Genomic DNA, 22,731 nt, shown 5'->3' with positions numbered 1-22,731 from the left:
GGCTAACTACATTGACCAGTTCTATAACCGCCGTCGATTACACTCAAGCTTGGGCTACCAAAGTCCACAGCAGTTTGAGAAACTGGCGGTATAACAAACCCGTGTCCACTTTATCGGGGCAGGATCACAAAAAACAGTTGGCTGTCTCATTCCGTTCACAATTTTAGTCAACAATTTTTTGCCGCTTAAAATGACGTTAACCGCATCCAGCGATCGAGTTTCGAGAAACTATATGAAAAAAGAGAAACAAAACAATTCATTTTTAGCTGAAGATCCGAAAAAGGATTTTTGGTTGCTTTTCAAAGTCTCTTCATTTGAACGTTTGTTGCAAATGCAAAAAGGCCTTCTTTACATGAATAGTCTTGAGTATTTCTCAACGCTAGAAGACGAAGAAAATATTGCTCTTAGAGTCGATGAGAAAGAAAAGATATTTGGAATTCTAAGAGCAGGATCGAACGATAAATTCTTCTCTACAATTTCGCTAAGAGTTGGCGATGGAAAAGAAATCGATTTAGGCTCTGATGCAATACTCACGGCAGATTTCCCAAGACCCAAGAATACAATGATTTTCTGTATGGGAGCACTATCTGATGATGAGAATGGTCGCATGCCCGGAGAAGTGGATGATAAAGTACATTTTGACCCAAGATTTTTAGAATTTGGATCTCATATACTGATCATTACCGAACCAAGGGAGTTTGGCGAAAGAATATCAGTTGCAATTAGCAACAATAAAAACCTCTTTGGATCCAAGCTTTTTAATAGTGGTTGTGGTCTCGTAAAATATGAACAACTTGAAAAATACTCTGGGCCAATTGGATTATTTATAAAAGATGAAAAGTATTCTTGGCAACTTGAGTATAGGGTCGCATTTGGTGCTGAAGACAATTGTTTAAATACAGGTGGTGCGCTTGAGTTTAACATCGGCGACATATCTGATATAAGCCACATAATGCCAATTCAAGCATTACTGGATGAACCGCTTAGCATAAAAAGAAGAACATATAGAAAAACCGGTAATGCAAACGGGCCAATAAGCGGCTAACAAATAAATCCACCTAACTCCTACGGTGCACTTGATTTAGCCGTTATGCCCTATGAGAGATGAGTTATGAGCTTTAAAAAAAATGAAGTTCGAGAGATTGCTGAGTTTACTTTTTCCAAAATTGGGACAGATCCTGAAAACTGGATGAAGAGGGCTGTTGATTTCAAAGATGCAGCAATATTGATTGCAAAATCCGACGAATATTCTCCACCATTTCCATATTACTACAATTCTGGTATAGCGTTAGAGTTGATATTGAAATCTATAGCTGTCGCAAAATCAAAGAATTATGGGACTAATCATCGTTTAAACGATTTATGCACACTGGTTGGGCTAAAGATAGCTAAGAATCAAGAGTGTACCCTTGAACTACTATCTGAGCTTATTGTATGGGGCGGGAGATATCCTGTGCCCAAGAAAGAGGGGCAGTGGAACAACTATCATGACGTGGTGAAAGAGAAGCATATTGTGCGTGAAAACGAAGGTGGTGTGCATAGAACGCTTGCAGATAGAGATAGATTTCCAACACTTGATAACTTTCTTAGCCTTTGGGAATTATTTGAAACTGAATATATATCAGAAATTGAAAAAAGGGCATAGCCAAGTGCTGCTAGGGACAAACCTACGCTTCAGTTTGACCCTGAGTACAGTGTTACACCCCAAGTTCCTTAACGACCGCAATGTGGTGTGAAGCGCCCTTTGGAACGGGTTTGGTTGAGGCAGAGGCTAATCATTCGAACTGGAGTTGATGTCACTAGTGATAACTATCTGTACTGATTGGAAAAATGGCGCTATAGATAGTTAAAGGCGAGGCGGGAAGGAGACCTGAACGGAATCAGGTTCTTGCATGCCGATATGCGAGGGAATGCGTATGATCATGTTTGGTGGTTGCTTTGCAGTTCTATTTCACTTAACTCTGCTTTACGGTGTGGTGTCTGACAGTCACCTTAACCCGACTATAGGCACAGACAGTTTGTTGGTTTTAGTTGTTGCCCAGTGTATGTCTTTAGCTGTTGTAGTTTGGTATGTGCTGCGGTCGCCAGGGTAAGTCGGCTGATTACGAGGGCAGGGAAGCGGAAACAACGTTTTGATTATCCCCATGTTTTTCGATTTTTTCGTTCAAAATCGCGAGTGTTATGTTTAAGCTTTTGTTTATAAATACAAAACATAGGATTTAAAAGCCCTTGCATTGCTCTCGCCAATGACTGCTATGTGGCCAACAAGAGCCCTCAGGCTGCCGCTTTTATCGCCTTCAGCACCATACCGGCTCAGGGAATGAGCTGGCCCGTTTTACGGCTAGTACCCCGTCATCTCGATAAACCCCTCTCCTTGGATGCTGCCGTCGGCGGTGACCGGCCCCTCCCAGTAGGGGATGGACAGTTGGTTGCGTTGATCGCGGCTGCGGGTCTCGATGCTGCCGAACAATCCATGGTTGGGGATCTCCAACTGCCAGGCCACCGGGTAGCTGGCGCCATCCAGGGTCACGTGGTCCAGCTCCCGCCATTGAATTTCCCCGTTGTGAATGGGGGTGACCCCGCCCACCGTATCGATGAGGCTGCCGGAAAAGTAGTGGTTGTCCTGACGGCTGCGCATGCGGAACAGCATCAGGGCGCGGCCATCGTCCAGGTGCAGAGAGAGCCAGTCCCAGCCCAGGTACTCCGTGTCCATCAGCTCACTGGACCACTCCCTGTCCATCCAGGCCAGGCCTTGGAGTTGGCGTGGGCCTCTTCCCTCCTGGGTCAGGGTGCCCGAGGCTTTCAGGTGGGGCAGGCTGTAGTAGAGGGAGGCGTGCTCGAGATCCGGGGTCTTCTGGCTGAATCCGTTGATGCCATGTTTGACGATGGGGCTGTCGCTCAGGGTCAGAGAAAGCTCACCCAGATCGCTGTCGGCCGTCAGTGTCAGGGGCAGAAACCCCTCCCGGGTGCCGGTCAGTTGCCAATGATCAATCCAGGCGTTGAAGGGGTGAGCCGTCACCCCGGCCTGGCCGTTGCCCCCCCTGGCCCAGCGCTCCAGGGCGTGGTGCCGGCCATCGGCCTCGATGGCCAGGTGGGCAAACCACAGTTGGCCATCGTCCCAGGGGTTGTCCCGCTGCGGGCCGATTCGGCTGCGGAACAGGGTCCATTGCAGCGCCACCGGCTCTCCCTGTTCGTCAGTCAGGTTGGCGGTGAGGTACCACCATTCCAGGCCATATTCCGGGTGGGCGCCATGGTCCCTGGGAAACTCGATGGCGGTGCCCGGGGTGACCTTGGCGGCGCCATCGGCAACGTTCTGTTGCCAGGTGATCCCCTGAGCCTGTTCGGGTGTCGGTTTGGGGCTGCAGCCCCAGAGCAGCAGCAATATGGGGATCCAGCGCATCACTCACCCCCCTTCATCAGCTGGCTCACCGGGGCCTTGGACAGCCGCCACAGGGGCCAGAGGGCGGCGAGCAGCAGGGCCAGCAACAGGCTTCCCAGCAGTGCGGGCCAGTCCTCCATCAGGTAGTGCACCGGCATGGTCCAGCCGAAGGCAACACGGTTGACCAGATCCAGCAGCAGGTGGCCCAGCGCCATCCCCAGCGGCAGCGCCAGGATCAGGGCAAACAGGGCAATGACCCCCAGCTGTGCCAGTTGAGCCAGCAGCAGCTGCCGTCGGGTGATGCCCAGGGCCAGCAGTGTGGCCAGCTGACTCAGCCGGTGGTGCTCCACCGAGGAGAGGGAGGCAAACAGGCCTACCGCCGCCACCATCAGGGTCAGCAGGTTCAGGGCGGTGGTCACCGCAAAGGTCTGGTGAAACATGGTGGTGGCCAGGTTGCGGATCCGTTCCCGCTGAATGAGCTGAGCTGGCGATAGCCACTCCAGCAGAGAGTGATACACCTGTTGCCTCTGCCCTTCGCCCACCTCCAGGCTGTACCCTGCCAGGGGGACCTCGCCCAGCCTGGCCTGCATCAGTTGTGGGCTGATGAAGGCTTGGGCCCTCAGGTTGCCATAGTCGTAGTAGACCCCAACCAGGGTACAGTCGAAGGCCGGCTGGCCGGTATCCTCAATGGGGATGGTCTGTCCCAGCGACAGCTCGGCCATCAGTTGGGTGCGCTCGTTGATCAGGCAGCCGCCATCGAACAGCTTGCGGTTCCAGTCGTCGCTGGCCACTTTAATGGGCAGGTGCAGGTAGTGCTCGGCGCTGTCGCCGAGACTGGCGATGCTGCCGGGTTGACCGCCGATGCGGGCTCGCTGGTGACGAAACGGTGTAACGGTGTCTATGCCGGGCAGGGCGCTCAGGCGTGACATCCACAGGGCGTCATCGTCTCCGCCGGTTCTCAGGTAGAGGTCGGCGCTGATCCTCTGTTTCAGGTAGCCCTCCAGGGCCAGCTCGAAGCTGCCCACTACCATCCGCATCCCAACCGCGGCCGCCAAGGCCAGCATCACCGCGATCATGGCCACCCGGGTGGTGCGCTGTTGTTGATCCAGGTCGGTCAGGGCCCACTCTCCCAGGGCCGATTTCAGTCTGAATCGGACCATGGCGCGGCAGCACAGCTGCAGCCACTGAGGCGTTAACGCCGCACCGGCCACCAGCAACAGGCCACACAGGGCCAGGGCCATGCCGGTGGTGGTAACCTGGGTGGCACCAACCGCCACCAGCAGCAGCAGCATCAGCCCCAGGGCCATCAGCCCCAGGCTTTGAGTCTGTTGTCGTTGTTGTCGGGAGCGAAACCCCAGTGAGATCGCCACTCTGGGGTCCAGCAGCAGCGAGCCCAGCACCATGACGATGGCCCCCAGGATCACCAGCGTCGCCAGACCCAGTGGCAGCAGCAGGCTCTGCACGCTCAGCAGTCCGTTGAAGCCGTAGAGGGAGGAAAGGGTCATCTGCACCTGCGGCATCCAGGCCCGGGCGAACTGGCTGCCCGCCAGGGCACTGATGGGAATGGCCACCAGCCCCACCAGCAGCAGTTCGCTGATCACCGCCTTGACCAGTGCCGATTGGCTGATCCCCAGACTCCTGAGCTGGGCCATCAGCTCGCTGCGCTGGGTCAGGCTGAACCTCAGGGCGTTGAATGCCAGAAACAGCGAGACCGCCAGAGCCATCAGTGCCAGCGCGGTCAGGTTGAGGTGAAAGGAGGCGGAGAGCTGGCCGAACTGGGTGGATTCCCCCTGGGCGATCAGTCGGGCCTGCTCAGGAAGGGCCCGGCGAATGGCATCCAGTTGCGCCTCGGAGAGTGCCGGCAGGTTGAGATAGCTGAGCCGGGTACCGCTCTGGGCCAGTTCGGACAGGGTGGCGATGTCGGTGTGGATCCAGGGGCCCAGGTCGGCAATCAGCTGCAGTGGACCCAGAGTCTGACCCCCTTTGAACGCCAGGCTGTCACCCTGTTGCCAGCCGTGGGAGGCGGCGACCCGGGTGTCCACCCAGGCGCGTGCTTCGGTGCTGCCCGTGGGTCGACCCAGTTGGCCAACATAGGCGAGGGGGTCGACCCCTCTGACCAGAAGCGGCCTGTCCCCTGCGTCCACCATGCGCATATCCAGTACGGGTGTGGCCTCAATGCCTGAGCGGCGCAGTTGTACCCAGAGGGACTGATCGAGGAATCCCTCTCTCTGATGAGGCTGAATCTGCCAGCCTTCACCGCGGGAGGCCTGGGCTTTACTGGCCGCATAGCGCACCCTGGCTTCCTGGTTGATGGTCTCCACCCCCACCAGCAGGCTGGCCCCCAGCACCATCCCCAACAGCAGAAACAGCAGCTGCCAGGGGTGGCGGCGATAGTGGGACAACAGGGTAACGAACGCCAAGCGCCACTCAGTCATGAAGCTGTCCCTGTCTCAGGTGCAGTGTCCTGCCCAGCACTTGTGCGACTCTGGGACTGTGGGTCACCAGGATCAGGGTCTGGTTGAGCGCCCTGGACAGCCGGGTAAAGATCTCCATCACCTCATCGCCGGTGGCTTCGTCCAGGTTGCCGGTGGGTTCATCGGCCAGTACCAGGGGCGGGTGGTGGGCCAGGGCCCGGGCGATGGCGACCCGCTGCTGCTCGCCCCCTGAGAGCTGATCGGGATAGAGCTTCCACAGGGAGGCGAGGCCCAGGGGCACCACCAGGGTATCCATCACCTCTTCGGGGTTGCCGAGTTCGTTCAGGCGGTGCTGAAACAGGATGTTGTCCGCCACCGTCAGGGTGGGCAGCAGGTTGAACTGCTGAAACACCAGGCCGATGCGGCGTCGGTAGAGGGGGAGTTGCTCCTGGCTCAGTTGGTCGACCCGGTGGCCGTTTACCTGGATGCTGCCGCCGTCGGGGCGCTCGAGCCCGGCGATCAGGTGCAGCAGGGTCGACTTGCCGGCGCCGGACTCGCCCATGATCGCCAGCTGGCAGCCGGCGTCCAGGTTAAGATTGCAGTGTCGCAGTATCTGTCGGCGAGCCCGTCCCTGTTTTCGGAACAGATCCACATCCTTGAGGGTAATCATCGGGCCTCCTGAACTGCTTCTGGATAAAATATAGCAAATAATCAGTTGCTTCTTATTCAATTTACGCAGATGCGCGGCGGTTGGATTCATCGGCTTCACCAGGGATGCTTTTCGGCCCGTGGAGGGCGCGACTCTGCACCCGGTCCGGCAAATGTGGTAATAAGGCTTATGACCCGGGGCCTGGCCCCCTATGACAGGACGCGACAGGGAGAGAGCGGATGAGTGATTTCAATACCATCTACAACAGGGCGGTCTGGTTCGACATTCCGGTGGCGAACCTCGACCGGGCGGCGGCGTTCTACTCCAAGGTGCTGGGGATCGGGGTAACCCTCGACGAGGTTGAGGGGAGGCGCTTCGCGGTACTGGAGCATGAGCTGGGCAACGGCGGCTGCCTGGTGGTGGATGAGATCCGGGTCAGCAGTCAGCAGGGGATCCTGATCTACCTGAATGTGGATGGCCGCATCGGGGAGGCGGTGGAGCAGGTGACCAATATGGGCGGCACCGTGCTTCAGGGGGTGCACAGCCTCGGCCCCTATGGCTTCCGGGCGCTGATCCTCGACAGCGAAGGCAACTGCCTGGCGCTCCATGCCCAGCGGCGTGGTGTATAGTGACGCCAACAGTCCTACCCGAATCTGAAAGGAATCGACCATGAATGAGACCCGCCTCGCCGGCGCCAAGACCGCTGAGCACTGGTTCAGCCTGCCGCTGGATTACAGCGATCCCGATGGACCCGCCATCAAGGTGTTTGCCCGGGAGGTGTGGGCCGCCGACAAGATGCGCGAGTCCCTGCCGATGCTGGTGTTTTTCCAGGGTGGACCCGGTTTTGGCGCCCTGAGGCCGCTGGGGCGCAGCGGCTGGCTGGACCGGGCCCTGGAGGAGTTCAGGGTGCTGCTGCTGGATCAGCGCGGCACCGGACGCTCCTCCCCCATCCACGCCGGCGCGCTTGCCCCTCTTTCCCCAGACCGACAGTTCCATTACCTGTGCCAACACCGGGCCGACAACATCGTCCGGGATGCGGAGGCGATTCGTCGTCAGCTGCTGGGGGAGAGACCCTGGAGCATCCTCGGGCAGAGCTTCGGAGGATTCTGCGTGCTCAGGTACCTGAGTGCGGCGCACCGCGGCCTGAAGGAAGCCTATATCACCGGTGGCATCCCCTCGCTGGTGCGCAGCGCCGACGAGGTGTACCGGGCCACCTTCCTGAGGGTGGCACAGAAGAACCAGGCCTTCTTCAGCCGCTTCCCCGGGGCCCAGGCGCTGGCGGATCGCATCGCCGCCCACCTGAGCGCCAACGAGGTACGCCTGCCCGACGGGGCCAGGCTGACGGTGGAGCGGTTCCAGCTGCTGGGGATTCACCTGGGGATGGAGGAGGGGCCGGAGGCCCTCTACTACCTGATGGAGCAGGCGCTGCTGCCGGGACCCAGTGGGGAGACGCTGAACCCGCTGTTCCTCCACGGTGTTATGCAGATGCTGGACTACGACACCAACCCGATCTTTTCGCTGTTGCACGAGCCCATCTACAACCAGGGCCGGGCCTCCAGGTGGGCGGCACACCGAATCCGCCAGGAGTATCCGGAGTTCGGCTACCGGCCCGACAGGCCGCTGAAGTTCACCGGGGAGATGATCTTCCCCTGGATGTTTGACCAGTTTGAGGGGCTCAAGCCGATGGCCTCGCTGGCCCGGCGCCTGGCGGAGCATGAGGCGTGGCCGCCCCTGTATGACCTGGGCCAGCTGGCGAGCAACCCGGTTCCCACCGCGGCGGCGGTCTACACCGGCGACATGTTCGTGGAGCAGGCCTACTCAGAGGAGACCATCGAACAGGTGGCCAACCTGACCGCCTGGCGCACCTCCGAGTATGAGCACAACGGCATTCGGATGGACGGCTATCGCATCCTCGACCGGCTGATCGACCTCAATCGTCAGCGCCGTCTGCGCTGAGGCCCAGAGTCTCGGCCATCAGGCTGCGCCGTCTGGCCAGCAGTTGGTTCAGGGGAACCGGCGGGCTGTAGAGATACCCCTGGAAGTGGTGGCAACCGCGCTTCATCAGGTACTCCTCCTGCTCGCGGGTTTCCACCCCCTCGGCGGTGACCGGGATCTCATAAATGGCGGCCACCCTCAGGATCACATCCACCAGGGAGCGGGTCTGCTCGGCGTTTTGCAGCCCCAACTGGCTGACAAAGCTTCGGTCGATCTTGAGCCGGTCGATGGGGTAGTGCTGCAGCTGGCTGAAGGCGGTAAAACCGGTGCCGAAGTCATCCAGCACCACCTTGATGCCGTTGTCGCGCAGCTCGGTGAGCATCTTCATCCCCTCAGCGCTGTGGCTGACCAGGGCGGTTTCCGTCAATTCCAGATCGATCCGATTCAGGTCGATATCGTAGCGGGAGGCCAGGCTGAGGATGGCGGAAGCCAGTTTGGGGTTGTTGAGCTGCATGGAAGAGATGTTCAGGGCCAGCCGAAGATCTCGACTCTCCTCAGGGCGACTCCCCGACAGCAGCTGCACCTCGGCGAAGCAGCGCTGGATGATCCACAGGTCCAGCTCATAGATCAGCCCATACTTCTCCGCTACCGGGATGAACCGGTCGGGGCCAATGCCGGCCAGCTCCGGCAGGGTGCTGCGCACCAGTACTTCGGCACCGGAGCACCAGGGCGTGGCCAGTCCGTGGATCGGCATGTACTTCAGTTCGAACGCGCCCAGGTTGATGGCGCGCTTCAGCCCCTGCAGGATCTCCGCTTCCTGCTCCATCTCCTGGGCCAGCGCCTGGCTGAACTCATAACAGAGCCCAGGTTGGGTGGCTTTGCCCTGGATGGTTGCCATGTTGGCCTGCTGCAACTTGTCCGATGCCGAGGCGTCATCACTGCGGGAGTAGCCCAGGGTCAGGGACAGCATCAGCTGGTGGTCGAACACCTGATAGGTCCCGGTGAGTCTCTGGTGAATGGCGTCGGCGACGCTCCTGCGGCAGTGACCAGCGCCGATGGGCAGGCCCAGCACGAATTCGTCGCCGGAGGTGCGCGCCAGCAGGGCGTCGCCCTGGCCGATGAGTGCTTCGGTGCCCAGCTGCTGCGGCAGCGTCTTCAGCCGGTGGGCCAACTGCTGCAACAGGGCGTCGCCGGTGGCTCGGCCATAGCGCTGATTGATGCTCTTGAACTGGTGAATATTGAGTTGAAACAGGCACAGCGGTGCCGCCGCAGGGTGGCCGGTCAGCCACTTGTCCATCGCCCTGCGGTTGGCCAGTCCGGTCAAGGGGTCGGTCAAATAGGAGCGGTTCAGCCGGGTCAGGCTCTGAGCCTGACCCAGGACCAGGAACCAGATAAAGCAGTAGGTGATCAGCACCGAGACGCCGAAGCGCAGCAGCATGTCGCCATCGACGCTGTGGGCGCCCACGGCAAACATCAGCAGGGTAAAGGCGCCCCCGAGCAGGCCGGCGGCGAAGATGGACATCAGGTAGAACAGCCCCGCCACCACGGGGAAGACGAACGCCAGGCCGCTGAAGCCGTGGTCGCGGGTGAAGATGACCAGGGCCATCATCATGATCAGGGTAAACGCCAGCAGCGCCCGGCGATCCAACTCGCCGCTGCGATGCGACCGAACCAGGGAGAACAGCAGGAAGGGGGCGGCGATGATCTCCAGCCAGCCTACCAGCGGGCTAAAACCGGTCACCAGGTGAAACAGCCCGAAGCCGACGGCGGCGGCCAGGCTGACCCAGTGCAGGCTCTGGACAACTGTTGGAGAGTAGGGCTGATATAGGTGCATCAACTGGCAGAAAGAAAAAAATTTGCTGAATGGTAACAGCTGGTTGTGACGAAGTCAGTGGTACTAACAAATGTTTGATTCAATAGTGTGCGCCTCTTAACTCACCTTTGTATTAGATACATCTGATTTTGTGAGCTTGGCCGGGGTAGGGAGGGCGCCTCCCGGAGAGAGGGAGCCGCCCGCAGGCGACCCCCCCCGGCGCGGAACCCGTTACTCGTGGGCGTCCTGGTAGGGGCGGCCATAGTAGCTGTCCAGCAGCAGCTGCTTCAGCTCGCTGATCAGCGGGTAGCGGGGGTTGGCGCCGGTGCACTGGTCATCGAACGCCTCCTCGGCGACCTCGTCCAGCTTGGCCAGGAACCGCTTCTCATCCACGCCGGCGGCCTGGATCGAGGCGGGAATATCCAGCACCGCCTTGAGCTCCTCGACCTTGGCGATCAGCCGCTCCAGCTTCTCCCGGTCGCTGTCACCGCCCAGGCGCAGGTGATCGGCGATGGCGGCGTAACGGCACAGAGCCTGGGGCCGGTCGTACTGGCTGAAGGCGGTCTGCTTGGTGGGCAGATCCGTGCCGTTGAAGCGCATCACGTTGGTGATCAGCAGGGCGTTGGCCAAGCCGTGGGGCAGGTGGAACTCGGCGCCGATCTTGTGGGCCATGGAGTGACAGATCCCCAGGAAGGCGTTGGCAAAGGCGATGCCGGCAATGGTGGCGGCGTTGTGCACCTTCTCCTTGGCCTTGGGCGCACCGGCACCGCCGGTGTAGCTGTCGGGCAGGTGCTTGAACAGCAGGTCCAGGGCCTGGAGGGCCTGGCCATCGGAGTACTCGTTGGCCATCACCGACACATAGGCTTCCAGGGCGTGGGTCACCGCGTCGATGCCGCCGAAGGCGGTCAGCGACTTGGGCATGTTCATCACCAGGTTGGCGTCGACGATGGCCATGTTGGGGGTCAGCTCATAGTCGGCGATGGGGTACTTGGTGCCGGTGCGCTCGTCGGTGACCACCGCGAAGGGGGTGACCTCGGAGCCGGTGCCGGAGGTGGTGGGGATCGCCACCATCTGCGCCTTGGTGCCCATCTTGGGGAAGCGGTAGATGCGCTTGCGGATGTCCATGAAGCGCAGCGCCAGCTCGGCGAAGTCCACCTCCGGGTGCTCGTACATCACCCACATGATCTTGGCGGCATCCATTGGCGAGCCCCCCCCCAGGGCGAGGATCACGTCGGGCTTGAAGCTGTGCAGCATCTCGGCCCCCTTCTTCACCACCTGCAGGGTGGGGTCGGCCTCCACCTCGTAGAACACCTCCACTTCCAGCCCCTGCCCCTTGAGGATGCGGATGGTCTCATCGCAGTAGCCGTTGTTGAACAGGAAGCGGTCGGTGACGATGCAGGCGCGCCTGTGACCGCTCAGCTCCTCCAGGGCCACCGGCAGGGCACCGCGACGGAAGTAGATGGACTTGGGCAGTTTGTGCCACAACATATTCTCGGCTCGCTTGGCTACGGTTTTCTTGTTAATCAGGTGCTGGGGACCGACGTTCTCTGAGATGGAGTTACCGCCCCAGGAGCCGCAGCCCAGGGTCAGGGAGGGGGCCAGCTTGAAGTTGTACAGATCACCGATCCCCCCCTGGGAAGCGGGGGTATTGATCAGGATGCGGGCGGTCTTCATCCGCTGGCCGAACAGGCGGATGCGCTCCGCCTGCAGGTCCTGATCGGTATAGAGGGCCGAGGTGTGACCGATGCCCCCCAGGGCCACCAGCTCCTCCGCCTTGGTGACGGCGTCTTCAAAGTCACCGGCACGGTACATTGCCAGGGTGGGGGAGAGCTTCTCGTGGGCAAAGGCCTCGTCGATGCTGGTCTTGGCGACTTCGCCCACCAGCACCTTGGTCCAGGAGGGCACCTTGATGCCGGCCATCTCGGCGATCCTGGTCGCCGGCTGGCCGACGATATCCGCATTGAGATTGCCATTGACCAGCAGAACCTTGCGCACCTTGGCGGTTTCGCTCTTGTTCAGCAGGTAACCGCCATGGCTGGCGAAGCGATCGCGCACCTCGTCGTAGATGCTGTCCACCACGATTACCGACTGCTCCGAGGCGCACACCACGCCATTGTCGAAGGTCTTGGACATCAGGATGGAGCTGACGGCGCGCTTGATGTCGGCGGTTTCGTCGATCACCACCGGGGTGTTGCCGGCGCCGACGCCGATGGCGGGCTTGCCGGAGCTGTAGGCGGCTTTGACCATGCCCGGGCCGCCGGTGGCCAGGATCAGGTTGATCTCCGGGTGGGTCATCAGGTGGTTGGACAGGGCCACCGAGGGGGTGTCGATCCAGCCGATGATATCTTCAGGGGCGCCGGCGGCCACCGCCGCGTCCAGCACCAGCTTGGCGGCGGCGTTGGTGGCGTTCTTGGCCCGTGGGTGGGGCGAGAACAGGATGCCATTGCGGGTCTTCAGGGCGATCAACGCCTTGAACACCGCAGTGGAGGTGGGGTTGGTGGTGGGCACGATGCCGCAGATCAGGCCGACGGGCTCGGCGATGGTGATGGTGCCGCCGGTCTCATCCTCCTCCAGGATGCCGCAGGTCTTGTCGTCTTTGTACTTGTTGTAGATGTACTCTGAGGCAAAGTGGTTTTTAATCACCTTGTCCTCCAGCACGCCCATACCGGTCTCCTCTACAGCCTGGCGGGCCAGGGGAATTCGGGCGTCGGCGGCGGCCAGGGCCGCCGCGCGGAAGATCGCGTCCACCTGTTCCTGGCTGTAACTGGCAAATTTTTGCTGTGCCGCTTTCACCCTGGTGATCAGGGCGTTCAGTTCGGCAATGGACTTGTCAGTCATCTAAACTGTCCTCAAATTTAAAAACACTTTCCTCTGAACGCAGTCAGTATAGGTGGCGGAACGCGGTTCAGGAAAAATGCTCTCTGCTGATGTAATAAAATTACATCAAAGCTGGCGGCAAACCGTTAACTGCTTCACGTTTGAGGGAAATTGACTGTTGCTTAGTTACATTGAGCATTAGAAAATATAATGAATTTATGGGCGGAATCGAGGAAAAATTCACTTTTCCCAAGCGGCGGATTTCTCTAGAGTATCCCCCTTCCTTTTTGGCTCAATTTTTGAGGCGTGAACCCTAAGTGGACTTCTATCTGCTGTTGCAATTTTTCCTCGGCCTGGTGGCGATCATCAACCCCATCGGCCTGTTGCCGGTGTTTGTTTCTCTCACCAGTCACCAGACCGAGCAGGAGCGACTGGCGACCGCCAGGGTAGCCAACTTGTCGGTGGTGATCATCCTGCTGGTGACCCTGGTCGCCGGCCAGATGATCCTCAACCTGTTCAGCATCTCTATTCCGGCGTTTCGCATCGCCGGTGGCGTGCTGATCACCTTCATCGCCATGTCGATGTTGCAGGGTAAGCTGGGTGAGGTGAAGCACAACAAGGAGGAGGGGCGGGAGGCCGCAGCCATGGAATCGGTTGCCGTGGTGCCCCTGGCGCTGCCGCTGATGGCGGGACCGGGCGCCATCAGTTCGGTGATTGTGTTTGCGTCTCAACACCGGGATCTGCAGTCGATGCTGGGCATGGGGGCTTGCATCGTGATCTTCGGCTTGGTGAGCTGGGTGGTGTTTCGTACCGCACCGGTTATCTTTAAGGTGCTGGGACAGACCGGCATCAACGTGATCACCCGTATTATGGGTCTGCTGATGATGTCCATTGGCATCGAGGTGATCGCCGCCGGCATGAAGACCCTGTTTCCGGCACTGGGCCAATAGTAAGGAGAGCCAATGATTCTGATCACCGGAGCGGGCAGCGGTCTGGGGGCGGCCCTGGCGCAACTCTACAGCGCGCAGGGGGAGTCTCTGGTGTTGGTGGGTCGCAGCGGCGCCAAACTGGAGGCGGTGGCCGCCTCCTTGGCTGGCGAGGTGATCTGCCATCCGGCGGATCTCACCTGTGAGGTGCAGGTGGCGGGTTTGTTCGACGAGTTGCCCCAGGTGCCTGAGAAGATCATCCACTGCGCCGGCAGCGGCGATTTCGGCGCCCTGTCCCAGTTTGACGAGTCCAGGATCCGCCGGCTGATGGACAACAATCTGCTGACCGCGGCCCTGGTGGCCAAGGAGGCGGTGGCCAGGTATGCGGAGCAGGCGGTGCAACTGGTGATGGTGGCCTCGACTGCCGCGCAGAAAGGCAAGGCCAACGAGGCGGTCTACTGTGCGGTGAAGTGGGGTGTCAAGGGGTTGGTGGAGTCGCTCCGCGCCGAACTCAAGGGGGCGGCGATGACCCTGGTGGGGGTCTATCCGGGGGGGATGGACACCCCCTTCTGGCGCCAGCAGGGGTGTGACAGCCATGTGGACGCCAGCGGTTTCATGAGTGCCATGGAGGCCGCAGCCATGCTGGCCCAGGGGCTGATCGCCTCTGAACACGGCTACATCTCAGAGCTGACCCTTATCCGCCGCTGAGCAGTGCCTGCCGGGCAAGGGGCGCCAGCAGCATAATCAGGATGATCGCCACGGTGGAGAACTGCAGCCAATGATCCTGCAGGCTCTCCATCTCGGCGACCCGCCGATTCTCATCCCAGCCGGTCTGGTGCCTGGCTTGATAGTAGCGCAACGCCCAGTAGCCGTTGCCGATGATCAATACCGCCAATGCGGTGAATAAACGCCACTCCATCTGCGCCTCCTGGTCTCGATGACCTTACTCATTTATACCCAAAAACCGCGGTGCCTGGGAGTATTTCCCCATAAAAAAAATGGGATTAGCCCGTGATCCAGTCGAAAATTTCCTCAATTGGTGCCCTTTGCGCTCCTCGGACCTCGAAAAGGGTGAAAGAGATCACGTCATTGCCGTGGTGCTTGGTCTATTTTTTCATCGGTTTTAAAAATTCTACCCCTGAGCTGAGAGAGGGAGTTCCAGCCGGGCCGATGGAGGTTTCGATGTTGCATACCGAAATGGCCCAATTTGGCCTTTTTGCAAGACAGCTGATCAAGCAGGCGGCGGCCGTAGTCTCCACCCTGCCCAAGGACAGCGACCGCCTCAAGTGGCATTCGCGCCTGCAGGCCTGTCTCTACCAAAGTGAAAATCGAGCCATGGAGTTGGTGATGTCCAAGGACTTTCGCACCCTGAGCCTGTTGGGAGAGTCGGTCGCCGACAGCGCGTCGCTGATTGGCCACTTCTCCGATCACCCGGGCCTGTCGGATGCGGATCAACACGGTCTGGATATCGCCCTGGCCAATGTCGCCCTGATTCACTCCCGAGCCAAGCGGCTGATGGAGCAGGCCGACAATGTGGTGCCCTTCCCAGTAGCCGCTAGCGCCTGAGCGGTGTGCCATTTTGACGCCCGGCTTTTGGCCGGGCGTTTTCTTTCTGGGCCTGAAAGTCGTTGCCGCCTCCGCTGGCGATCAGGTGCTATCTTTCTCAAGGAGATGGGCGGGTTGGGCTGAGTTTCTCGAGGGCCGGTCGCCGCACGCCAGGGTGTAATTTTTCTGAAAAGATCACTGATGCGAGTTGTGCAGGATATTAATGAAATTTATCGAATCATCTTCGCTGCCTTATGTGAGGGCGGCGCTTTGTAATTTCATTGCTTGCTCAATTGCTTAGGATCTAACCCTCTGCTAGTTTCAATGGTGTGATGGAAATTCAAACAGCTTGATTTGGCGGCGACCCGGTGTCGCTTGGCTCAGGGAGGTGAGGCCATGTCGAAGATGAACCTGATGGATTCGCTGTTTTTTCTGGTGGAGTCCAATCAGACGCCCATGCACGTGACGCCGATGATGGTGATCCGGCCCGACGATCAACACAAACCGGACTTTGCCCTGCGTCTCTATCAGACGCTGTTGGGCAAGCAGCCGGTCGAGTCCCCCTTTAACTGGCGTCCCAGGCTGTCGCTCACCGGCAATCCTCGCTGGGAAGCGGTGCCCGTGGAGCTGGATTACCATGTGCGGCTCAGCGCAGTGCCCGCGCCCGGACGCCGGGCCCAGCTCAACGAACTGCTGTGCAGGCTCCAGTCCCAGCCGCTGGATCGCTCCCGCCCCCTGTGGGAGCTGTACATCATCGATGGCATGAGCGATGGCACTGTGGTGCTGTTCATGAAGCTGCATCACGCCCTGTTCGACGGGGTTGGCCTCAATCGGTATGCCAAGGCCATGCTGACCCGCACCCCGGATCACCACGACTGGACCCCCATCTGGCAGCATCCGGCGCCGGACCGCAAGAGCATGGCTGCCCCCGGCTTCGTCAAGAGCGCGGTGGCCGCCCTCTCCGGGGCCGCAGGCCAGAGCAAACTGCTGCCGGAGGCGATGCGTCTGGGGGCACGCCTGTGCGGCCGGGCCCTGGGGGTGCGTCACGGGGTCACCCGGGTGCCCTTCACGGCGCCTCGCTCCCTGTTCAACCGCACGCCGGCCTCGGGGCGCAGTTTCGCTTCGCTGACGGTGCCGCTGAAGCGGATCAAGGAGATCGGCGCCCGGGCCGGCGCCAGCTTCAATGACGTCATTCTGACCGCCTGCGACATGGCGCTGAACCGCTATCTGGAGGAGCGGAGGATCACCCTGGACAAGCCGCTGGTGGTGATGATGCCCATGAGTGTGCGCGAGTCGGGCCAGCTCAATGCCAACAACCAGTTTGTCTTCGGGCTGGTGGAGCTCAGTCGCGGTCAGCTGATGCCGTTGCAACGGCTGAACCGGATCCGCCGGGCGGCCATGACCACCAAGAATGAGATCCGCCACTTCTCCGCCGAGCTGTACCAGAAGTACGGTGTCGCCATTCAGGCCCTGTCTCTGCTGGCAGGGCGGGTGGGACTGGAGCGCAAGGTGCCCGCCTCCAGCAACCTGGTGATCTCCACGGTGCCGGGGCCCCAGGAACCCAGGTACATCATGGGGGCCCGGGTGCTGGAGGTGTCCCCCATGTCGGCGCTGCCACCGGGACAGAGTCTGAATATCACCAGCTACAGCTTCGACGGCAAGGTCTGTCTCGGTTTTCTGGGCTGTCGCAAGGTATTGCCCGATATCGGCATGCTGGCGACCTACCTGGAACGTGCCCTGGATGAGCTGGAACTGGCGGTGCTGACCCAGCCCATGAGCCTGTTCGACCTCTACCGCCCAGACCTGAATGGGGCCGTCCCGGGCCCGAAAACCCAGAGCCCGGCGGCCATCGAGCCGGTGCGTAACCGGGCCGGCTGATGGCCAGGCCGCTGCCGCCAGTGGAGACGGTCAACCAGGCGCCGAGCTGGCAGGCCAGGCTGTTTAACCGGATCCTGGCCCTGGGTTTCAAACGGCCCCTGCAGGGGATGAACCGGGTCGATCAGGTGCGCCAGGTGGCGGCAGCCATGGATCGGCTGGCGGTGCTCCCCAGGAGTACCGATTGCCGGGGTTACCTGATCGACGGCCTCAGCTGTTACTGGTACCGGGTTCCCGAAAGCGAGGACAGCCCGGTGATCCTCTACCTGCATGGTGGTGGTTTCATTATCAAGACCCCGAGATCTCATGGGGCGATGCTGGCGCGTCTCTGTGCCCACGCGGGGGCGACCGGGGTGATGGTGGACTACCACCTGGCCCCGGAACACCCGGTGAGCCGGGCCTACGCGGACTGCCTGCAGGCGTACCGGCGGGTACTGGAGTCCGGCATCGCCCCTGGCCAGGTGATCATTGCCGGGGACTCCGCCGGTGGCAACCTGGCCCTGGCGACCCTGATGCGGATCCGGGATCTGGGGCTGCCGCCGCCGGCTGGCGCCATCCTGTTCTCCCCCTGTACCGACCTGACCCTGTCCGGAGACTCGGTGCTGGCGAACCTGGACGCTGACCCCATGCTGTGTGCCTCCTTCCTGGCGGTGGTTCGCCAGTCGGTACAGATCGAGCCGGGGATGGAGTTGGATCCCCGTTACTCTCCCTATCACGGCTCGCTGGCCGGGCTGCCGCCGGTGCTGGTGGTGGCCGGTACTGAGGAGCTGCTGCTGGACGATGCCAGGGCGGTGGCGGCCAAGCTGAAGGCGTCGGGCAACCGGGGGGATCTGCGGCTGTGGCAGGGGTTGCCCCACGTGTTTCAGCTGTTGCACCGGATCCCAGAGGCGGACCGCTGCCTGGCCGAATGTGGGGCCTTTATCCGTCAGAGCCTGGCCCAGGCGAAGGCGGGGCGTCCAGTGTCGAGAACCACTGCTGAATGAAATCCAGAAACAGCCTGAGTTTGTGGGTCATCAACTGCCGTTCGGCGTAGACGGCATACAGCTCCATGGTGCCGAAGTGGTGGTCTGTCATCAGGCGCTGAAGTTGGCCCGATGCCAGCTCTGCACGGACATCCACCTCGGCGATGCGGGCGATGCCCAGGCCATCGAGGATAAACTGTCTCCTCGCCATGGAGTTGTCCGTCACCACATCGCCGTGGATCTCCACCTCCTCCAGTTTGCCCCGGTGGCCCACGGTGATCCGGTTGGGATGGCGAGAGAGCCGGTGGATCACCCAGTTGTGCTCACCCAGATCCTCGATGCTGGCGGGGGGGCCCCGGCGGCCAAGGTACTCGGGACTGGCGCAGAGCAGATAGGGACAGCGAAGCACCGGGCGGGCCACCAACTGACTGGGGGCCAGGGGGCCAAAACGGAACGCCACATCGATGTTGTCCGCCACCAGCTCCTGCACCTGATCGTTCATCAGCAGCTCGATGGCGATGGCTGGGTAGAGCTGTTTGAAGGCGATAATAGCGGGAACGATCAGCCGGGTGCCAAAATTGGCGGTGCAGGTGACTTTGAGCCTGCCCTTGGGCTCCCCCTGCAGCTCCGCCAGCCGCTCCTCGGCTGCCCGGATCTCAGACTGTACCCTGAGGCAGCTGTGGTAGTAGTCCTGGCCCGCCTCGGTGAGGCTCAACTTTCGGGTTGAGCGGTTGAGCAGTTTGACCCCCAGCCGGGACTCGAGCTGCTTCACCTGCTGGCTGACCGCCGCCTTGGATAGGGACAGAGCCTTGGCTGCCTGGGTAAAACTGCCCTCGGTCACCACCGAGGCAAAGATCTGCATGGCGTCGGATGTGGTGCGCACGCTCTCTCCAATTGTTCAGTTTTGATTTACAGTGTTCTTGCAAAAACGAATATTTACATACAATGGTGTGGGGCTACAATGCCTGTCATCAAGATACCCCGGTGGCAAAGTACAAGGAGTCAACCGTGCACAACTTCGATTATCAGAACCCCACCCGCATCCTGTTCGGTCAGGGTGAGATCGCCAACATCGGCAACTGCATCCCTCAGGGCAGCAAGGTACTGGTGCTCTACGGCGGTGGCAGCATCAAGGCCAATGGCGTCTACCAGCAGGTGGCCGATGCCCTGAGCGGCTACCAGTGGTTTGAGCATGGCGGCATCTCGCCGAATCCCAAATATGAGGAGCTGATGGGCGCGGTGGACAAGGTCAAGGCCGAGGGGATCGACTTCCTGCTGGCGGTGGGCGGCGGCTCCGTGGCCGACGGTACCAAGTTTGTGGCGGCGGCGGCGCTGTTCGAGGGGGAGGAGCCCTGGGATATCCTCGCCAAGCAGGCGCCGGTCACCCGGGCGTTGCCTCTGGGTACCATCCTGACCCTGCCAGCCACCGGATCCGAGGCCAACGGTAACTCGGTAGTGACCCGGGGCGAGGACAAGCTGGCCTTTAACTCTCCCCTGGTGTACCCGCAGTTCTCCGTACTGGATCCCACCACCACCTACACCCTGCCTGCCCGCCAGGTGGCCAATGGGGTGGTCGATGCCTTCGTCCACGTGATGGAGCAGTATCTGACCTACCCGGTGAATGCCCCGATTCAGGACAGGTTTGCCGAGTCCCTGCTGTTGACCCTGATTGAGGAGGGCCCCAAGGCCCTGGCGGATGTGGGCAAGCCTGCTGAGACGCAGAACTACGACGTACGCGCCAACATCATGTGGGCCGCCACCCTGGCCCTGAACACCCTGATCGGCAAGGGGGTGCCCCAGGACTGGGCCACCCACATGATCGGCCACGAACTGACCGCGACCCTGGGGTTGGATCACGCCCAGACCCTGGCCATCGTCCTGCCCAACCTGATGCAGGCGCAGAAGGCCACCAAGGGTGCCAAGATGCTGCAGTATGCCGAGCGGGTGTGGGGCATCAGCGACGGTGATGACGATGCCCGCATCGAGGCGGCCATCGCCAAGACCCGTGACTTCTTCGAGCGGATGCAGGTGAAGACCCGCATCCGCGACTACGGTCACGGCGGCGAGGTGGTGGATACCCTGGTGGCTCAACTGGAGCGCCATGGCATGGTAAAACTGGGCGAGCACGGCGACATCGACCTGGCTCGCAGCCGGCAGATCCTGGAAGCGGCACTGTAACGGGGTGGCGGAAACCGGGTCCCTTAACCAGGGGCTCGGTTTCGTTTTTTTCGTCAGGGGAAGATCGAGCGCTTCATGCGCTCGATGTGGTGAGCGGCTCAACGCCGGTCGTTTCTTGATAGCGAGGGCTTTTTGCCTCGCTGACTAAGACGGGCTGGCGTTGGTCCTACCTGCTCTTCAGGTCTCTCAGTACGGTACAGACGCTGTCGAAGTTCCGCTTGATCTCGTCGTACTGGTGGTCGTTCATCACCGCCTGGTCGCCCCTGGCACAATCGGTGGCCAGGTACAGGGAAAATTCCAGATCCTCTCTGGCTCTTTCTAGTTGACGGCAGATCTCATTTCTCGGATCGCGGGTAATCATAGTCTCTCTCCATCGCTGGGCTCTGTGAAAGCCTGATGAGTATAGACCCTATGTGGGGTCGTCGACGGTGGAGGGAAGGGGCTTTTTTAACCAGGTTCGACATATGGTTATTTCTAAACGTGAAATCATTACTTATCTTTATAAATCAACCGTATATATAACTATCGACAAAGAAAGGGCTTTTCTCCCGCCGGTGGCGGTGTGACCGGGGCCGTTCTGGGCACCGTGGCCTCAGGCCATAAAAAAACGCTTCCCTGGGGAAGCGTTTTTTCTCGGACGATGGGGCAGCCTAGCTCTCCGCCTGCTGCAACTCGCCGGCGGGTTCCGGCGTCTCCTTGCCCAGCATCTTCTTGATCAACTGGGAGGCGCTGAAGGCCACCGCCACCATCACCACCGCCATCAGGGTGAGCATGCCAAAGTAGTCACCATAGAGGTTCTGGACGATGGACTGGGTGATCTCCTGGCCCTTCTCTACGGCGATGGAGGTGGAGAATACCGCGCTCACCACCCCGGAAAGGGCGATGGAGACGGAAAACAGGCTGACGGAGAACGCCTCGATCTGCTTCGGGGTCACCTGCAGGATGAAGGCCACCACCATGGAACCGACGATCACCTCGGCCAGGGCCTGGAAGAAGTGGATCACCAGGAACACCTCGGGGCGGATCACCACGTCAGTGCCGACGGTCATCACCGCCAGGGTCAGGGTGCCGAACGCCAGGGCGGTGAGGATGAAGGCGAACCCCACCTTGGTGGCGGTGCTGAAGTGGATGCCGCGCTTCTCCAGGGAGGAGAACACCAGGGCGATCAGCGGGCCGCCCACCATGCACCACATGGGGTTCATCGCCATGGAGGCCTCCGGGGCCAGCGGGATGAAGCCAAACAGGTCACCGCGCATGGTGTTGATGCTCACCAGAGTCATGGAGGTCATCATCTGGCCGTAGTAGACGAAGAAGGCGATGGAGAGCATCACCATAATCAGGATGGTGCCCATGCGCAGTGCTTCGGGCTTGCTGGCCCTGAACATCAGCACCACCAGGTAGCCGATGGCGCCCAGGCCGATGGCGTAGACGATGTTCTTGCCGATCTCCATGTTGGAGAACATGAAGAACACCAGGGCGATCATGGCGATGGAGATGGCGGCGAACAGAGCCCAGTGGGTCAGGCTCACCGGCTTGCGGTCGATCTCCGGGCTCACCTCCAGCAGTGGCTTGCGGTTCAGCACCATCAGCACGAACGCCAGCATCGCCATGGCGGCGGAGAGGGCGAAGCTGCCGTTGAAGCCGATCACCAGGATGATCATCGGGAAGGCGTACTGGCTGATGAAGGCGCCGATGTTGTTGATGGAGTAGTTGACCGCATAGCCGTTCTCGAAATCCTCCTCGCTGTCGAAGGTGCGCTTGAACAGGGGGGAGTAGGCGGGGAACATCAGTCCTCGGGCGTAGCTGGCCAGGGCGATGCCCGCCAGGCTCATGGGCACGTTGGCCATGGAGGCGCCCAGCACCAGCAGGGCGTAACCGCCGCCGAAGCAGCTGAAGGAGAGGGTCAGGGAGCGGTAAGCGCCCAGGAATCGGTCGGCAATAAAGCCGCCGGCGATGGCAAACAGGGGGCCGATGGCGGAGAAGGCGCCGACCACCATCATGGTGTCGGCTTCGGAGTATCCCAGGTCTTCCAGGAAGAAGCGGGTCAATACCGCCATTACGCCATAGAAGGACATGCCAAACATCATCTGGCACACCATCATCGACCTATTCAGTCGGTTCCACATAACTCATTCTCTTTATAGGAACTTTTTGTTCTTGAAGGTGAAAAATAGAACAAATTCAATGATTACAACAGGTTGCGGATTTTACCACTGCCCAGCCCAATCCCCTACGCAC

General features: G+C 60.3%; 20 protein-coding genes. 11 read left to right on the top strand and 9 right to left on the bottom strand.

The features are described 5' to 3' along the window. The first annotated feature begins 10 nt into the window (after positions 1-10). The 3 genes from FCL40_RS18925 to FCL40_RS16055 all read left to right on the top strand — a co-directional run bounded on the left by FCL40_RS18925 (position 11) and on the right by FCL40_RS16055 (position 1,645). Positions 11-94 (top strand): hypothetical protein, encoded by an 84-nt coding sequence (locus FCL40_RS18925; RefSeq protein ID WP_407644149.1) that lies wholly within the window; start codon positions 11-13, stop codon positions 92-94. Positions 95-232: 138 nt separating this feature from the next. Continuing rightward, a complete protein-coding gene (locus FCL40_RS16060) occupies positions 233-1,045 on the top strand; it encodes a hypothetical protein (protein ID WP_229360360.1) in 813 nt (270 codons plus the stop codon). A 66-nt stretch (positions 1,046-1,111) separates the two neighbouring features. Then, positions 1,112-1,645 (top strand): hypothetical protein, encoded by a 534-nt coding sequence (locus tag FCL40_RS16055; RefSeq protein WP_136854318.1) that lies wholly within the window; start codon positions 1,112-1,114, stop codon positions 1,643-1,645. A 696-nt stretch (positions 1,646-2,341) separates the two neighbouring features. On the opposite strand, the gene FCL40_RS16050 is transcribed toward FCL40_RS16055, so the two are convergent. From FCL40_RS16050 to FCL40_RS16040, 3 genes are read right to left on the bottom strand one after another with little or no spacing between them, the layout of a single operon-like run. Further along, on the bottom strand, positions 2,342-3,400 hold the full coding sequence (locus FCL40_RS16050; RefSeq protein WP_229360361.1) for a lipocalin-like domain-containing protein: 1,059 nt from the start codon (positions 3,398-3,400) through the stop codon (positions 2,342-2,344). Next, positions 3,400-5,814, bottom strand: coding sequence for an ABC transporter permease (locus FCL40_RS16045; RefSeq protein WP_136854316.1), 2,415 nt, complete (start codon positions 5,812-5,814; stop codon positions 3,400-3,402). The genes FCL40_RS16050 and FCL40_RS16045 overlap by 1 nt, the downstream gene beginning before the upstream one ends. Further along, positions 5,807-6,463, bottom strand: a complete 657-nt coding sequence (locus tag FCL40_RS16040; protein ID WP_136854315.1) for an ABC transporter ATP-binding protein — start codon at positions 6,461-6,463, stop codon at positions 5,807-5,809. The genes FCL40_RS16045 and FCL40_RS16040 overlap by 8 nt, the downstream gene beginning before the upstream one ends. Positions 6,464-6,681: 218 nt before the next feature. Here FCL40_RS16040 and FCL40_RS16035 point away from each other — a divergent pair, with 218 nt between their 5' ends. Both FCL40_RS16035 and FCL40_RS16030 read left to right on the top strand, forming a co-directional pair. After that, complete coding sequence (locus tag FCL40_RS16035) at positions 6,682-7,071, top strand: VOC family protein (protein ID WP_136854314.1); 390 nt, start codon at positions 6,682-6,684, stop codon at positions 7,069-7,071. A gap of 40 nt (positions 7,072-7,111) precedes the next feature. Continuing rightward, positions 7,112-8,398, top strand: a complete 1,287-nt coding sequence (locus FCL40_RS16030) for an alpha/beta fold hydrolase (RefSeq protein ID WP_136854313.1) — start codon at positions 7,112-7,114, stop codon at positions 8,396-8,398. Here FCL40_RS16030 and FCL40_RS16025 read toward each other — a convergent pair. Together FCL40_RS16025 and adhE are read right to left on the bottom strand one after the other, a co-directional pair. Continuing rightward, positions 8,373-10,211: a putative bifunctional diguanylate cyclase/phosphodiesterase gene (locus FCL40_RS16025; protein ID WP_136854312.1), complete on the bottom strand. Its 1,839-nt coding sequence runs from the start codon at positions 10,209-10,211 to the stop codon at positions 8,373-8,375. The genes FCL40_RS16030 and FCL40_RS16025 overlap by 26 nt on opposite strands. 210 nt (positions 10,212-10,421) lie before the next feature. Continuing rightward, positions 10,422-13,028, bottom strand: coding sequence for a bifunctional acetaldehyde-CoA/alcohol dehydrogenase (adhE, locus tag FCL40_RS16020; protein WP_136854311.1), 2,607 nt, complete (start codon positions 13,026-13,028; stop codon positions 10,422-10,424). Positions 13,029-13,324: 296 nt separating this feature from the next. Here adhE and FCL40_RS16015 point away from each other — a divergent pair, with 296 nt between their 5' ends. Together FCL40_RS16015 and FCL40_RS16010 are read left to right on the top strand one after the other, a co-directional pair. Continuing rightward, positions 13,325-13,957, top strand: coding sequence for a YchE family NAAT transporter (locus FCL40_RS16015; RefSeq protein ID WP_136854310.1), 633 nt, complete (start codon positions 13,325-13,327; stop codon positions 13,955-13,957). 12 nt (positions 13,958-13,969) lie between these two features. Then, entirely contained in the window at positions 13,970-14,641 is a 672-nt protein-coding gene (locus FCL40_RS16010; protein ID WP_136854309.1) for an SDR family NAD(P)-dependent oxidoreductase, read from the top strand. Here FCL40_RS16010 and FCL40_RS16005 read toward each other — a convergent pair. Further along, the gene (locus FCL40_RS16005) at positions 14,628-14,852 is read right to left on the bottom strand and encodes a hypothetical protein (protein WP_136854308.1); all 225 of its coding nucleotides are present in this window, start codon (positions 14,850-14,852) and stop codon (positions 14,628-14,630) included. The two genes, FCL40_RS16010 and FCL40_RS16005, sit on opposite strands and share 14 nt — an antisense overlap. A 263-nt stretch (positions 14,853-15,115) precedes the next feature. On the opposite strand from FCL40_RS16005, the gene FCL40_RS16000 reads away from it, so the two are divergent. From FCL40_RS16000 to FCL40_RS15990, 3 genes are all read left to right on the top strand, one after another. Continuing rightward, positions 15,116-15,499: a hypothetical protein gene (locus tag FCL40_RS16000; protein WP_136854307.1), complete on the top strand. Its 384-nt coding sequence runs from the start codon at positions 15,116-15,118 to the stop codon at positions 15,497-15,499. Positions 15,500-15,874: 375 nt separating this feature from the next. Then, positions 15,875-17,356 carry a wax ester/triacylglycerol synthase family O-acyltransferase gene (locus tag FCL40_RS15995; protein WP_136854306.1) on the top strand — a complete coding sequence of 494 codons (1,482 nt, stop codon included), beginning with the start codon at positions 15,875-15,877 and terminating at the stop codon, positions 17,354-17,356. Next, positions 17,356-18,336, top strand: a complete 981-nt coding sequence (locus FCL40_RS15990; protein ID WP_136854305.1) for an alpha/beta hydrolase — start codon at positions 17,356-17,358, stop codon at positions 18,334-18,336. Before FCL40_RS15995 ends, FCL40_RS15990 begins: the two co-directional genes overlap by 1 nt. Here FCL40_RS15990 and FCL40_RS15985 read toward each other — a convergent pair. Further along, positions 18,272-19,198 carry a LysR family transcriptional regulator gene (locus FCL40_RS15985; protein WP_136854304.1) on the bottom strand — a complete coding sequence of 309 codons (927 nt, stop codon included), beginning with the start codon at positions 19,196-19,198 and terminating at the stop codon, positions 18,272-18,274. The two genes, FCL40_RS15990 and FCL40_RS15985, sit on opposite strands and share 65 nt — an antisense overlap. A 125-nt stretch (positions 19,199-19,323) precedes the next feature. On the opposite strand from FCL40_RS15985, the gene FCL40_RS15980 reads away from it, so the two are divergent. Further along, complete coding sequence (locus tag FCL40_RS15980; RefSeq protein WP_136854303.1) at positions 19,324-20,493, top strand: iron-containing alcohol dehydrogenase; 1,170 nt, start codon at positions 19,324-19,326, stop codon at positions 20,491-20,493. Positions 20,494-20,659: 166 nt separating this feature from the next. Here FCL40_RS15980 and FCL40_RS15975 read toward each other — a convergent pair whose 3' ends face one another. Both FCL40_RS15975 and FCL40_RS15970 read right to left on the bottom strand, forming a co-directional pair. After that, positions 20,660-20,854 (bottom strand): hypothetical protein, encoded by a 195-nt coding sequence (locus FCL40_RS15975; RefSeq protein ID WP_136854302.1) that lies wholly within the window; start codon positions 20,852-20,854, stop codon positions 20,660-20,662. Between the two features lie 289 nt (positions 20,855-21,143). After that, positions 21,144-22,619, bottom strand: a complete 1,476-nt coding sequence (locus FCL40_RS15970) for a peptide MFS transporter (protein WP_136854301.1) — start codon at positions 22,617-22,619, stop codon at positions 21,144-21,146. Between the last annotated feature and the right edge of the window lie 112 nt (positions 22,620-22,731).

Source organism: Ferrimonas sediminicola, assembly GCF_005116715.1.
Taxonomy (GTDB): Bacteria; Pseudomonadota; Gammaproteobacteria; order Enterobacterales; family Shewanellaceae; genus Ferrimonas; species Ferrimonas sediminicola.
This window is presented reverse-complemented; position numbering and strand designations above follow the sequence as displayed.